Below are 14,716 nucleotides of genomic sequence, written 5' to 3'. Positions count from 1 at the left end.
AGCCCTTAAATTAGCTTAGCCCTTAAATAAGCATTACCACGTATAAGTTGCCGAAAGCATGGCGTTACGTGGTTTGCCAGGGAAGTATCTGTCGCCGGTAAAGCTGGTGTAATCGGCGCGTTCCGCATAAGCCTCATTAGTTAAATTAATAATGCGGGCAAGCACTTCAAGGTTATTAGTAACTTGCCACTGAGCGCGCAGGCTTAAAACATCATGCCCTTGGTACTTATTTAAGTTTTCTGGGTCGGTGTAGTAGTTACCAACGCGGTGCCACTGCAAAGCAAATTGCGCGTTGTTTAATGCCTGCCATGTTAAATCGAGATTAGCAATATTACGCGGCGCGGTGTCTATGTCGTTGCCGTTTATATTTAAACCGTTAAGTATTTGGTTGTTAGTATAAGTATGCTTTGCGTGCGTGCCTGCAAAGTTAAGCGCAAGCGACTGCGTTAGCTGGTAGTCAAGCTCAAGCTCAATACCACGATGGCGAGAGCTGCCATTATTTACCGTAAAAAAGTCACTATCGCGGTAAATCGTATTGTGTTTACTCATAGCGTAAACAGACACGCCATAACGTAGCTTTTCGTAAATCCCTTTAATACCTAGTTCTGCGTTATTGGCTATTTCGGCGCTTAAATTTGCAGTGGTTTGCTCGCGTTGTAATTGGTATAGCTCAGCCGCTTGTGGCGCTCTGTAACCGCGAGAAAAGTTTGCATAAAGCGTGTTATTTGTATTGTACTGATAACTAACCCCAAGCTTTGGCGATAGATTACTAAAACTATTTTTCCCACTTTCAGGGCGGCTGTATCGGCAGCCACCAAAGCCGCATTCTGTGCCATCGTCTTTTGTTCTACCTGCTAGCATATTATTGGTGTAGTCGTACTGCATATGCTCGTAGCGCACACCTGCGGTAAGTAACCACTTATTTAATTGCCAATCAAGTGATGCAAAAGGGGCATAAAGCGTGGCGTTTACATCGTAATCGTAATGCTTACCTTGTGGCACTGTAGCAACTAAAAATGCAGAACCTTGAGTGGGCTCATTTTGGCTTTGAGTAAAGTCGGCTTGCGTGTATTCGCCATCAAGCCCTAGGTTTACTTTTACATTACTTTGTAAATTATATTGATAAAGCGATTGTATGCCAAAACCAGTTTGACTGTTTTTTTCAAGCGGTGTGCCGGGTAAAAAGTGCTTAAAAAAGTCCATGCTTTGGTCGCGAAAATATAACGTAGTAGAGAGCACATCATCGTTATTTAATTGCCATGTTGCATTGCTCCACGCTCTAAATGAACGTGCTTTTCTAAATGCGTCTGGGTCAAAGTTTTTTTGCGAGAGGTCTTCGTTTTTATAGCTTTCAAAGCCCGTAATAAATCCCGCAGTTTGCTGATCAAGATTTGTATAAGTAAGGCCTGAGGTAAGTAATAAATTATTATTTGAATAGCGATGGCGAATATTTACTTTTTGTTGCTCTACGCTTTCGTCGTCGCGGTAACCGCTATCGTCGGTAACACTTGCGTTAATGCCTATGCCGCTGTTGCCGTAATCTTGTCCTGCACGTAATTTGTAGCGAGTATAACCGTACGAGCCATAATCTAAACCAACTAAGCCACCGCCTTGTGTGGTGTCGGGCGTTATTACATTAATAACACCATGCACAGCATTTGAGCCATAAAGTGCAGAGCCAGGGCCTTTTAGCACCTCAATGCGCTGCGCCATTTCGCTGTGCGCTTCAAATAGCTCGTTTATGTTACAAAACCCAGCTGCTCTCAGTGGTATGCCATCTTCTAGAGTCAATATGCCACCACAAGCGCCTGCGCCCGAAAGCACTTGTGAGCGAAGCGCGGGTAAATACTCTTGGCCATTTCCGCGTTGAATATTAGCACCCGCTACACGTTGCAGAGCTTCTTCAATATGGGTAGGGGCTATGCTATTTAGCTGCGCTTGATTTAGTGTGCTTATTGATAAAGGGAGTGGGGTAGATAGCGCTTCAATACGTGATGCAGTGGTTGTTATGGTTTCTATTGCATCATTATTTTGATTATCGGCAAACGCAGTGTGGCTAAAGGGTAATATCAGCGGCAAAAAATAAGGTTTCATACATTCCTTGAAAGTAATCTATATTGCATTACCTCTATAATATGCGGTTTTAATGTGCTTTTAAACTCGTTGCGTTAAAGCGTACGTAACCTATGTATTTTGTATATGAAAGATAATATAAAGCATGCGGCTGCCGGAAATAATAACGCGAGCACTAAAAAGTACTCAAATAAAATATAACCAACAATCCCACCTAGTAAAAAGCCGCTTATAATGAGTAAAAATATAACGCATTTACGCGTATCAAATTGCTCACCTTTTAGCGCTTTTCCGATCATTAAGCCAAGGTCGGTAAAAATACCGGTTAAATGTGTGGTACGTATAACTGCACCACTGTAATTAGTTGCTAGCGCATTTTGTAGCCCACACGCAGCAGACGTTAAAACAATACCGTAAACGAATGTATTTTTAAGTAAATAAGCACTCGCCAGTAATAACAGTCCTTCAATAAAAAGCAAAGTGTCGTAATGACGACCAAGTTTTAATGAGCCACCAGAGAGCAAAAAGCCCGACAGCGCAGAGCCCAACATAAAGCTGATAATTATTGAAAGTAGCAATAAGGCAGTGCTGGGGTTAGTTATTACTTTAATACCAAGTAAAGTAACAGAGCCAGATACATGCGAAATAGCCTGATGCTCAAATCCTAATAAGCCTACAGCGTTTATTACGCCCGCTATAAATGCGAGCGTAAACGCGCCATATTCAACCCATTTTGGTAGTTTTGTAAACATTGGTTATCTCTTAACGTGTGCAGTGTTAATTATTGAGTTTGTGCTTTAAAACGTTTTATTTGCTCATCAACTAATTTTGTATCAATTACGCCACGCTTAAAAGCAATGTAAGTAGGAAACGTAAACTCATTTAATTGCCGAGCATAAATGTTTTTATATTCTTTTGAGTACCACAAACCTGCTTGATAGTTAGTTATTGCGTATTCAACACGTTTTTTTTCTAGTAGCTCAAAAGTGTCTTTAGTTGAAAGTGAGCGAAGTAGATTATTCTCATCAAGGCTGTACTTTTTAGCAATAACCTCAGGCAAAGCAACGCCGCGCAGCATCGTTATTGGGGTATTTGATAAATCGTCAGTGAGCAGTTTATCTTCGTTTAAAGTAAATAAACCATACTTAGTAGTGTGCAAAGGCACGCTTGTAAAATCTAAATACTTTGCACGTTCCTCTGTATTGGCCAAAGAGAAATAGCAGTCGTAGTAACCCAGCGCCATTTCTTTTTTAACGCGCGCCCATGGCAGATGAATTACGTCAATTTTAAGATTTAAATTACGCTCAATAAACGTTAAATATTCAATATCTAAACCCGTGAACGTATCGCTTTTCTCATCAAATATAGTAAAAGGCGGGTAGTGGGTTGTTACGCAGCGCAGGGTTTTACTTGGCGCTGCAAGTAATAACGAAGGTAAAGTTAAAGCTAAAAACAGGAATATTGCGCGCATAAATATAAATTCGATATCTTTTAAAGTACATAAGTTGAACGCCAATTATACAGTTACTGAGTTTAATTGCATTGATCTAAGTATTTTTACCTAGCGTATAAGTTAAATTTTGTGAGATATACCATGTTTAACGCAGAACAGCAGTCACGCATTATCGAAATGGCGTGGGAAGATAGAACCCCCTACGAGGCTATAGAGCAGCTATACGGATTAAAGTATCCGCAGCTGGTGGTTTTTATGCGAGACAATGTTTCAAAAGGCAGTTTTAAAGTTTGGCGTAAGCGCCATGCAGGTCGTAAAACAAAACATTTAAAATTACGCGATCCCGCTATTATGCGAAGCCACTGTAAAACACAATATAAACAACGTTAAATAGGTGTTAGTTGTTTCATATGATGTTCATCCGTGTTTGTTAACCTTTAGCTATTAATTATGCTAGAGATTATTTATGAAAGCACCTATATACACAGCACTAATAGCATTGGCTTTATGTTCAATAAGCGCAGACGCAAAACCGCATAAAGATAAGCATGGTCATAAACACGGCCATAAAAAGCATCATTCACATAAGCATAACGACAATGACTACCTTTCTAAAAAAGAGGCAAAGCAGCTAATCCGCGCAGGTTGGACGCCACCAGGGCTAAGTAAAAGCTATCATCGAGGCGACTTTTTAGAACGCGATTTATACAAAAGAGGTAGAGTGATTGAACGCTCTAGAGATAATGGTACAGTGAGTATAGAAATAGACCGTACAGTTATCCATATGGTGCACGATACTCGAGAAATACTTTCAATTCTAAGTCGCTAAATTAACTTTATAAGGATATTAAAATGCTCATTGCGCTGGCTATAATTATTGGCTTTTTTTTACTGGTTACCTTATTACCTATGTCGTACAGCCAGCATTACTTAGTGCGTAGCTGCGATTTTGTGCGCTTACAGGTTTTTTATATTGCCAGTTTTGTAGCCGTTACTTCGTTGTTTTTATTATGGCAAAGTAGCGCAATAGGCTATGTATTTATAGCCTTAACCTCATTACTTATAATGATTTTACAAGGTAAATGGATTTACCCGTATACGTGGCTTGCTAAAAAAGAAGTGCAAAGCGCACCTAAGCACATCGACCATAGCATTCGAATTATGTCGGCAAATGTACTTATGTCGAACCATAAAAGTGAGAAGTTAATTAGTCTTGTTGATGAGCATCAACCCGACCTACTTATTACGCTTGAGAGCGATAGCTGGTGGGAAAATAAATTATCAGTCATTAAAAAAAATTACCCGTATTACATAGAATGCCCTAAAGACAATCGTTATGGCATGCACTTATACAGCAAGTTTAAAATACTCGATGCACAAATATGTGAGCTTATAGAAGAAGATATTCCCTCAATTCATATTTTGTTTGAAAACGATGAAGGCCTACAAATGCAAGGGCACTTTATTCACCCAGCACCACCAAGCCCGACAGAGGAAGACTCATCACGTCCGCGCGACTCAGAGCTAATAATGGTGGCTAAAGCACTTAAAAACCCTACACGACCTACCATAGTTGCCGGAGATTTAAACGACGTAGCGTGGTCGCGCAGCACCCGTTTGTTTATGCAAATAAGTGGCTTTTTAGACCCTCGAAAAGGCCGTGGTTTTTATAATACCTTTCATGCAGGCTACTTTTTTATGCGTTGGCCGCTCGATCATTTATTTCACAGCGAAGGCTTTAAAGTAAAGCGTATTAAGCGCTTAGCTAAATATGGCTCAGATCACTTTGCGCTACTCACTGAGCTTTCTTACGAAAACGCTAATCAGCAGTCATTAGAAACTAAATCGGCGCAGCACAAGCAAGAAGAAATCCAAGAGCTCGCAATGAGTAAAGCCGATAAGCGAAAGGTGCCGAGGTTTGAGGAACAATAATAGCCTCAGTCATACTAATCAAAGCTTAGAACTTGATTATATTTAAGCGCTAATCTTCAGTTTCATCTACAAATATTTAAACTTGAAGTATTGATGAATAATTAACTTATTTCAGCAGATAATTGAATTAAAAGTGAAAGAAGACATAAGTTATCAGATTTGTTAGATTGTAATGTATAGATATTTGGCTGTTGATGCATTAAGGAACCTCATGGACGATAGTACACTAGATAGAATTGCTGAATTTATTTGTGGTAATGGAGAAAACCATCCTGAATATCGTTCTAGCTCAAAGATCACAAGTTTTTTTGAGCGATCTGGATTGCCTCAATTTATCCATGATGGCTCAACTCGACAGTGGTGGGTACATGAAAAGCTTAAAGAATGTAATCGTGAACAATTAGCTGCTGTTCTCAAGCGTCTTTCATCACCAAAAGAATACAAAGGTGATAGAGATAAAATTAAAAGTGCATTAGTCATGCTGAATGAAATCCTCTATGTAGAGGGTTTCAGGATTAAATTAGAAGGTCTTGAACCTAAGTTTGAAAAATTTGATATTAACTTTTCAGATGAAAATGTAAAAACTTCTTCACTTTCTCCAATGCCTGCACCTAATTTTATGGCGTTAGGTCTTGAATCAGAAGTAGGAAAGATACTTGTAGATCGTTGGGAAGAAGCCCAGCGTTGCGTCGATTCTAAAGCCCACCTTTCAGCAATAATAATCATGGGTAGTATGCTTGAAGGATTATTATTAGGAGTTCTTCAAAGAAACCCCGGTAAAGCAAATCAGTGTACTACTGCGCCTAAAGATTCAAAGTCAGGAAAAGTAAAAAGTTTCGCACATTGGAAGCTAGCTGAAATGATTGATGTGGCACATAACGTAGGTTGGTTAGGTATGGATGTTAGACAGTTCTCTCATGCACTTAGAGGTTTTCGTAATCTAATACATCCTTATGAGCAAATGGCTAGTAAAATGTACCCTGATGCAGATACATGTGATATTTCTTGGTTAGTTGTTCAGGCCGCAGTAAATGATTTAGCTAGAGCATTGAAAAACGACTAAACACTTAGGTGATATAAGTGTCTACGATTAAATATAAAATTAGACCACGATATTTATTCCCCATTAAAGGCTATGTTTGCAGTCTTTGACTCCTCAGATTAAAAGCGCGATGTAAAATCGCCCCTACGAATATATCTAAAACTCGGTACTGTCTCTTACTAAAAACTAAGTATTGTCTCCTGAAAACTACTTTCTAAAAGTCATAAAAAAGCCTAAAAGCGGTTACCCACTTTTAGGCTTAATAATTTTTGTATTTTAAACACGTATTAAAAATCTGTATTTAAAACACTTATTTCATTTATGCAGCTAAATTAGCTAGCGATCATAATGCTTTTAACATTAACAAATTCGCGCATACCAAAACCGCCGTGTTCTCTGCCGTAGCCACTGCCTTTAACACCACCAAATGGTAAGTTAGGTTGTGCTAAACCGTAGCCGTTAATGTTGATCATGCCGGTGTCGAAGTACTTTTTAGCAAGCTCAATGGCTTTTTTCTCGTCTTTTGAGAAAATACCACCGCCTAAACCGTAGCGAGAATCGTTGGCGATGCGCATAGCATCGTCGTTATCTTTGGCTTTAATAAGCGAAGCGACAGGGCCAAATAATTCGTCGTCGTAGGCCGGCATGCCAGGTGATAGGTTATCTAGTAGAGTAGGTGGGTAGTAATAGCCCGTTTGCGATGGTATTTCGCCACCCGTTACTATGTTTGCACCTGCTTTAACTGATTCCATTACTTGGTCGTGAATACCGTCGCGTAAATCTTCACGGGCCATTGGACCTAAGTCTGTGTCATCTGCCATTGGGTCGCCCATTTTCATGGCTTCGAACTGCTCTTTAATTTGTGCTTTAAAGTCATCGTAAAGTGACTCAACAACAACATAACGTTTAGCTGAAACACACGTTTCGCCGTTATTGATCATGCGACCTGTTACACAGGTTTTAACTGCAAGCTCTAAATCTGCGTCATCGAGTACTAAGTAAGCGTCATTACTACCAAGCTCTAACACTGTCTTTTTAGCGTGTTTACCCGCTTCTTCAGCTACTTTTTTACCTGTGGCATCGCTACCCGTAAAGGTTACGCCGCTAATTGCTTTGTGCGCAATGAGTGAGCTGGCGGTTTTACCGTCGATGAGTAAGTTGCTGAAACAGTACTCTGGGAAACCAGCTTGTTTAAATAGCTCTTCAATTTTTTCAGCCATGCCAAATACGTTACCAGCATGCTTTAATACGGTTGTGTTACCCGCCATTATGTTGGCAGCACTGTAGCGAATTACCTGATAAAGCGGGAAGTTCCACGGTTGAATACCTAACAGTACACCTGTTGGTTGGTAGCTGATAATTGCACGGCCGCCGTCCATATCACGTTCTTCGTCAGCAAGTACTTGTGGGCCTTGTTCGGCTGTGTAACGACAAATTCCTGCACATAGTTCAACTTCTTGAAAGCCTTGCTCGTATACTTTACCCATTTCTTCGGTCATGAGTTTTGCGATAGATTCTTTTTGCTCTTCGAAAAGTGAGGCTAACTTATTAAGATATCTCGCACGTTCAGTGAACGACGTTAAGCGCCATTTTAAATATGTTTCGTGAGATTTTTCGATTACCTGTTCTGCTTCTTTTTGAGAAAGTAGCGTGTAGGTTTCAATGGTTTGCTCAGTTGCCGGATTAATCGTTTTAACTGTGTTACTCATTTCTATCTCCTTACAAATTATGTAATGGTGATAGTGCAAAACGAAAGCCAATATCAAAAAAACAGTATTAATTAATCTCAAGCTATTGAAATGTAGTATTTATTTTTAATTTTTTATTCTGCTAATAACTTTTTACTACTATGAATATATTACCCAAAGCAGTAAAAAGTTCTGATTGATGCAAAATTTACAAGATTGACTGCTCATGCTAATTCAACTTATAGAAGTTCTTTAGCAATGCGCTTTAGTAGGTAGGTTTCTCGTAAAATGGAGAGTCCTTGTTTTTCACTGTTAGCAAGTGTGCGCTCGTTATGAGCAATTGCATCGTTAATATCAACCCATTTAGCAGTCATGCCATTTTGCTGCTCGTAATGCTCTAACTGTGCTTTGCCAAACTCGTCGGCAATATTACATACAAAGCAATACGATTTGATATGAATAATATCAAAGTCTTCTTTATACCAAGGGCGATACTCTTCATAGAGTCCAAAGGCTTTAACTACACTTATTTGTTGTGCACCGGTTTCTTCGCTTAGTTCGCGAATTAAGCCTTGTTCAATACTTTCGCCTTCATCTACTCCGCCACCAGGTAAGCTGTAATCTTCATAGCGGTTTGTATACATTAAAAGTATTTTATTATTTTTAATAACAATGGCGCGAGCTGTTAAGCGCGTAAATAGAGTGCCTTGGTCAATATTAATACCTGAATGAATTAAGGTTTTTAATTGCTGCATTTCGTCTCCTCTTTTAGGTTTTTGATAATAACAGTTGCTACCATTCTATAAATAGAAACGATTTTAATTATTTTTATATTTTATGATCGATTTTTTTAAGCATACGTAAATATAAGGTTGTTAAAATAAATAGCATTGGATTAATTAGCTATTTAAGTAATTAGATTCTAGGCGTGCCTTTAAATTAATATTTAGGATGCGTAGAATAAGAAAAAAAGCATAGGGATTTATCATGTTAGACATACTTTTAGTAGACGATGACGTTGAATTTAGTGACGTTGTTTGCCACATAGTCGAATTCCTCGGCCACAACATAAGCACCGCCACCAGTTTAAAAGAAGCACATCAATGGTTTGAAAATAATACCTTTGACCATGTGCTACTTGATTTTATGTTACCTGATGGTAGCGGTTTGCACTTACTTGATCATTTAAAAACGATTGGGCAATCTCCAAAAATTACACTTATATCGGGTCATCCTTCAGTTAAAGGCATTTTAGCTGAAATGTGTGAGCCAAATGTAGGGCATTTATTAAAACCATTACAACGCGAAGATTTAGAACTCGTTTTAAATGGCCCTAAAAAAACAGTTAAAAAAGCCAAGTCGAGCGGTATTACACGTCACTTTGGTGGGTTAATTGGTGAGTCTGAGCCAATGCAAAAACTATACAACATGATTGAACGCGTAGCTAAAACAAACGCTAACGTGATGCTTATGGGTGAAAGTGGTGCAGGTAAAGAAGTAGTGGCTCAAGCTATTCATAACGCAAGCCAGTGCGAAGGCCCATTAGTTGCTAGCAACTGTGGCGCACTTTCAAAAGAGTTAATTGGTAGTGAGTTATTTGGCCACGAAAAAGGCGCATTTACAGGCGCAATAGCACGTAAAGAAGGTGTGTTTGAGCAATCAAATAACGGTACTTTGTTTTTAGATGAAGTAACCGAAATGCCAATTGATATGCAGCCAAATTTACTGCGAGTACTTGAAACTAAAAAAGTAACACGCGTAGGTGGTAACAGAGAAATACCAACCAATTGTCGTGTTATTTCAGCCACTAACCGCTCGCTTACCGATTTAGCGCAAAATAATATTATTCGTGAAGATATTTACTTTAGGTTGGCTGTTTTTCCTATTGATATACCGCCACTTCGCGATAGAAAAGAAGATATTCCTTTATTAGCTAAAGCATTTTTAGATCAACTTAATGATGAAAACGGTACCCCATTTAGTTGGACGCCAACGCAGCTCAAAGAACTGCAAAGCTATGAATGGCCCGGTAATGTGCGAGAGCTTCGCCACGCTATACACCGTGCATTTATTATGAGCGATCCGCAAACCAGCGACATTACTCTACCTGATAATTTAGAGTCGCCTTTTTCGCGCGTTAATAACCAAGCGGCCGAAAAGCCAGTATCAGCAGGACAAACCATTGAAGAAGTTGAAAAAGAACTTATTCATGCAACGCTTGATAAGGTGCAAGGTAATAAAACGCTTGCTGCACAAATGCTGGGTATTAGCACCAAAACACTTTATAACCGCCTTAATGCATATGGCGGTATTGGCGAATATAAATAGATTTGAGGAAGGGCATGACATCCGATAACGAAACAGAGCAACTAAACAAATTAGTACACGATGCAAGAGCGCCGCTTAATCGTATATCGATGAATGCAGAGCTTATTAAGTTGGTACTTGAAAACGATATGCCAAAAGAAAAAGCGCTAGATGCACTTGATAAAATTATTAACAATTGCCAACAGTGTAGTGAAAGTTTACAAAAAATAACTGACTCTCAATAAATAGTAAGTGTTGTACAAACTCTAATTCGGGAAGCTAAATGAGCAAGCAAAAACAGCAAGGTAAAGCGAATGTTACTTGGGCAGCTTTAATAGTTGTTGTGTTAAGTATTATTGTAGGTAACGCAGTTTTAGCATTGAATACGATTCAAGGTTTAACGCAAACCCAAAAGAGTTTAGACAATACTAATATGCTGACAACGGGAATTGAGCAACTGCATTTATCAGTAGTTCAGGCTGAGTCGGGTCAGCGCGGTTATTTATTAACAGAAGAGACTGATTATTTAACGCCTTATTACGATGCTATTGGACAAATTGAAGCTCAAACAGATCATGTTAAGTCACTACACTCTGAGATTGACGGCCAAGCTGAGCGTATTGCTCAGTTGTTAGTACTAGTTGATAGCAAAATTAAAGAGCTAAAACAAACGGTTAATCTTGCTTTAGATGACAAAGAGCGACGTGCAATTTATGTGTTAAATACACATAAAGGTCGGGAGCTTTATAAGCAAATTAGAGAGTATGTTAATGAAATTCAAGACCGTGAATTACTCTTTAAAGTGAGCCATTTTTCAAAGTTAGCGCAAATTAAGAATGAAGCTAAAATCACGTTTGCTATTACAGCAATCACAAGCTTATTACTTATTATTGGTATGTTTGTAATGACACGTCTTAATTTGAGAAATGCAGCTAAGTATCGTTTTGAGCTTGAGAAACAAAACGAGACTTTAGCAACTAAAGTGTCTGAGCGTACGCAAGAATTAACGTTGTATTCTGACGAACTGAGCCGAAGTAACCGAGAGCTTGAAGAATTTGCTTTTGTAGCAAGTCATGACTTACAAGAACCGCTTAGAAAAATTCAAGCCTTTAGTGACCGCCTAGAAACAATGTTTAAAGATGAGCTGGGTGAAAAAGGGATTGATTACATTGGCCGCATGAAAAATGCAGCGCAACGCATGTCTAACTTAATTAATGACCTATTAGAGTTCTCGCGTATTACAACACGCGGTAAAGACTTCGATGATACAAATTTAAACGAAGTAGTAACCGATATATTAAGTGATTTAGAAATTGCGATAAAAGAGTCAGATGCACAAATTGATGTAGAAGACTTACCGGTTATTCAGGCTGATAAAAGCCAAATGCAGCAGCTGTTTTTAAACTTGTTGTCGAACGCTGTTAAATTTAGGCGCCCAGGTGTAAGTCCACATATAAAAATCAGCTACCAAGATAAAGATATTTTTAGTGAGGATCATAATACCAATTTGAGCTTTCAAGTTATTACTATAGAAGATAACGGTATTGGTTTTTCACAGGACTATGCCGATAAAATATTTGTACCGTTTCAACGTTTGCACGGTCGCTCACAATATAAAGGCACAGGTATTGGTCTTTCTGTATGTAGGCGTATTGTGGAGCGCCACGGCGGAACAATTACAGCAATAAGTAAAGACGGTGAAGGTGCAACCTTCATTATAAAACTACCTGTGGAAGCTGCGCTTTTCACATTGCAAGGAGAGGCTTAAATGCCCTATTCAAAAGTAAAACCTATTACTATTTTAATGGCAGACGATGATGAAGATGATCGTTTGTTAACACAAGATGCCCTTGCCGAAAGCCGTGTACTTAACGAGCTTCATTTTGTTGAAGATGGCGTTGAGTTACTTGAATATTTAGAACGTAAAGGTAAGTTTGAAGACAAAACAGTGTCGCCACGACCAGGATTGATATTACTTGATTTAAACATGCCAAGAATGGATGGTCGTGAAGCGCTTGAAGCTATAAAAGGGAACCCTAACTTAAAGGGAATTCCGGTTGTTATTTTAACTACGTCTAAGCAAGAAGAAGACATGGTTAAAGGGTATAACTTAGGTGCTGCATCTTATATTACAAAGCCTGTGACGTTTGATGGTTTAGTTGATTTGATGAAAACGCTAGGAAAATACTGGGTAGAGTTTGTAGAGCTACCGACAACATTTAACGATTAATGGAGATTGTATGTTAGATAAAGTGACTCAGTTGCTGCTTGTAGAAGATGATGAAGATGATTACATACTCACCTGCGACTATCTTGACCAATTGGATTCACACACGTTTAACATTCAATGGATAAGTTCCCCAGAGCAGGCAATTGCAACGCTTAGCAAAAATGAGCACGACATTTGCCTGCTTGATTACCGCTTGGGTGCATCTAATGGTTTAGATGTACTAAAAGAAGCCATTGCTAATGGCTTTAGCGGCCCAATTATTATGCTTACCGGGCAGTCAAACGACGAGTTAGACTCGGCGGCGCTTGATGCCGGTGCAGTAGATTATTTAATAAAAACAGAAATGAGTTCGAGCCGCTTTGCGCGCGCTATTCGCTATGCACTTGCTCGTAAAGATGTTGAAGGTGAGCGAGTAGAGCGTTTAAAAGCCGAAGCCGAAAATCGCTCAAAAGACCGCTTTCTAGCTCATCTAAGCCACGAATTACGTACTCCTCTATCGTCTATTTTAGGTTACACCGAACTGTTAATGCAGAGCGACTTCAGTCAGCAAGCAGAAAATGAACTAGGTGTTATTTATCGAAACGGTAAACATTTATTGAGCCTGTTAAACGATGTGCTCGACTTATCTAAAATAGCCGCCGATAAACTCGAACTAACCTTAAGCGAAGTTAACCTTGATAGCATGCTTGCCGATGTATACACGCTAATGCGCGTATCGGTGCTAGATAAGGGCCTTACGCTGCGCTTTGAATCTCATCAGCCATTGCCTTTGGTTGCACGACTGGATGCAACAAGAGTTCGCCAAATTTTAATAAACCTAATAAACAATGCAGTTAAATTTACCGATAAAGGCGAAATTGTTGTTAATGCGTGGACGCAATGGGTTGATGATACCGAAATGCTGTTTTTTAGCATTAAAGACTCAGGCATGGGCATTGCCCCTGAAAAACAAGAACTGATATTTAAGCCATTTGAACAAATAGCTGATGTAGAATCACGCTCTGTAGGCGGCGCAGGCTTAGGCTTGGCAATATGTGCTGAATTGTTAGCACGTATGCACGGTGATATTAGTTTGCATTCTGAAATTGGCAAAGGCTCTACGTTTACTATTTCGGTTTACCCAGGTGATATTAGCGAAGTAGAACGACAGGTACTTAATTTTAGTAGTGCGCCGCAACTACAAAGTAAATCGGCTCCATGCAAAGTGCATGGGCGAGTATTAGTAGTTGATGATTTACGTGATTTACGCATGCTAGTTGGTCATATGATCAGTACTTGTGGTGCGCGCGTCGATTATGCCGAACATGGCCAACAAGCGCTTGAAAAAGTGCGTATTGCAGATGCGTATAAAGCGCCTTACGATATTATTTTTATTGATATTCATATGCCTGTAATGGGCGGCAAGGAAGCTACCATAGAGCTTAGAAAAATGGGTTACAAAGGCCCAATAATCGCGCTCACTGCCGCTACTATGAAAGGCATACATGAGGAGCTTGCTGCACTAGGCTTTAACGATGTAATACCAAAACCTGTTGATAGCGCGGCTTTATACCAAAGTTTGCAAGATTATTTGGTAGCGCCAGAGCATGCACCGCAAGCTAAAGATATAAATTGTAGCAATGGCTTAACCGAGAAAAAGCAGCGCTTTTTACTTGTTGAGGACGATCACGATGCAGCGCAAATTACGCAGCTACTTTTAGAAAGCTTAGGTGTTGAAACGGTCATTGCGTCTAGCTGCGCACAATGTTTGCAAATACTTAATCACGACCAGCAATTTAATAAGGTATTGCTAGATATGCATTTACCCGATGGGCGTGGCATTGATTTAGGCCAGCAAGTTAATGAGCGATATCCAGAGCTACGCTTGGTGATTGTAAGTGGCGCAGAGCCAGACCCAAGAGAAATAAAAGATTTAAATATTGACCGAGTTTTACTTAAACCGATTAATTTGAGCTTACTTGAAACGCTTATTAGCTAGGGCCTGTTTATCT

Annotated in this window: 14 protein-coding genes; 9 read left to right on the top strand and 5 right to left on the bottom strand. The window is 39.4% G+C overall.

The features are described from left to right. Positions 1–33: 33 nt before the first annotated feature. From GQR39_RS00880 to GQR39_RS00870, 3 genes are all read right to left on the bottom strand, one after another. The gene (locus GQR39_RS00880; protein WP_165734591.1) at positions 34–2,094 is read right to left on the bottom strand and encodes a TonB-dependent receptor; all 2,061 of its coding nucleotides are present in this window, start codon (positions 2,092–2,094) and stop codon (positions 34–36) included. A 74-nt stretch (positions 2,095–2,168) separates the two neighbouring features. Beyond that, complete coding sequence (locus tag GQR39_RS00875; protein ID WP_121953943.1) at positions 2,169–2,825, bottom strand: YoaK family protein; 657 nt, start codon at positions 2,823–2,825, stop codon at positions 2,169–2,171. A 29-nt stretch (positions 2,826–2,854) separates the two neighbouring features. Beyond that, entirely contained in the window at positions 2,855–3,544 is a 690-nt protein-coding gene (locus GQR39_RS00870) for a transporter substrate-binding domain-containing protein (RefSeq protein WP_165734590.1), read from the bottom strand. 123 nt (positions 3,545–3,667) lie between these two features. Between GQR39_RS00870 and GQR39_RS00865 the strand changes: the two genes are divergently transcribed. From GQR39_RS00865 to GQR39_RS00850, 4 genes are all read left to right on the top strand, one after another. Beyond that, on the top strand, positions 3,668–3,916 hold the full coding sequence (locus GQR39_RS00865; protein WP_007581511.1) for a TIGR03643 family protein: 249 nt from the start codon (positions 3,668–3,670) through the stop codon (positions 3,914–3,916). A gap of 76 nt (positions 3,917–3,992) precedes the next feature. Then, positions 3,993–4,355, top strand: a complete 363-nt coding sequence (locus GQR39_RS00860; protein WP_121953942.1) for a hypothetical protein — start codon at positions 3,993–3,995, stop codon at positions 4,353–4,355. Positions 4,356–4,378: 23 nt separating this feature from the next. Beyond that, entirely contained in the window at positions 4,379–5,458 is a 1,080-nt protein-coding gene (locus GQR39_RS00855) for an endonuclease/exonuclease/phosphatase family protein (RefSeq protein WP_165734589.1), read from the top strand. A gap of 211 nt (positions 5,459–5,669) precedes the next feature. Further along, positions 5,670–6,521: a hypothetical protein gene (locus GQR39_RS00850; protein WP_165734588.1), complete on the top strand. Its 852-nt coding sequence runs from the start codon at positions 5,670–5,672 to the stop codon at positions 6,519–6,521. Between the two features lie 311 nt (positions 6,522–6,832). Here GQR39_RS00850 and GQR39_RS00845 read toward each other — a convergent pair whose 3' ends face one another. Beyond that, entirely contained in the window at positions 6,833–8,209 is a 1,377-nt protein-coding gene (locus tag GQR39_RS00845) for an NAD-dependent succinate-semialdehyde dehydrogenase (RefSeq protein WP_024590269.1), read from the bottom strand. Positions 8,210–8,427: 218 nt separating this feature from the next. Beyond that, positions 8,428–8,943 (bottom strand): NUDIX hydrolase, encoded by a 516-nt coding sequence (locus tag GQR39_RS00840; protein ID WP_165734587.1) that lies wholly within the window; start codon positions 8,941–8,943, stop codon positions 8,428–8,430. A 232-nt stretch (positions 8,944–9,175) separates the two neighbouring features. Here GQR39_RS00840 and GQR39_RS00835 point away from each other — a divergent pair, with 232 nt between their 5' ends. Genes GQR39_RS00835 through GQR39_RS00815 form a run of 5 tightly spaced genes read left to right on the top strand, consistent with a single transcriptional unit; the run spans position 9,176 to position 14,703 of the window. Further along, the gene (locus tag GQR39_RS00835; RefSeq protein ID WP_165721092.1) at positions 9,176–10,516 is read left to right on the top strand and encodes a sigma-54 dependent transcriptional regulator; all 1,341 of its coding nucleotides are present in this window, start codon (positions 9,176–9,178) and stop codon (positions 10,514–10,516) included. 14 nt (positions 10,517–10,530) lie between these two features. Beyond that, entirely contained in the window at positions 10,531–10,740 is a 210-nt protein-coding gene (locus GQR39_RS00830; RefSeq protein WP_165734586.1) for a histidine kinase, read from the top strand. A gap of 38 nt (positions 10,741–10,778) precedes the next feature. Further along, positions 10,779–12,263, top strand: coding sequence for a sensor histidine kinase (locus tag GQR39_RS00825; protein ID WP_165721091.1), 1,485 nt, complete (start codon positions 10,779–10,781; stop codon positions 12,261–12,263). Then, a complete protein-coding gene (locus GQR39_RS00820; protein ID WP_002958089.1) occupies positions 12,264–12,725 on the top strand; it encodes a response regulator in 462 nt (153 codons plus the stop codon). A gap of 10 nt (positions 12,726–12,735) precedes the next feature. After that, positions 12,736–14,703: a hybrid sensor histidine kinase/response regulator gene (locus tag GQR39_RS00815; protein WP_165734585.1), complete on the top strand. Its 1,968-nt coding sequence runs from the start codon at positions 12,736–12,738 to the stop codon at positions 14,701–14,703. The last annotated feature ends 13 nt before the right edge of the window (positions 14,704–14,716 follow it).

Source organism: Pseudoalteromonas sp. C8 (assembly GCF_011378685.1).
Taxonomy (GTDB): domain Bacteria; phylum Pseudomonadota; class Gammaproteobacteria; order Enterobacterales; family Alteromonadaceae; genus Pseudoalteromonas; species Pseudoalteromonas arctica.
This window is presented reverse-complemented; position numbering and strand designations above follow the sequence as displayed.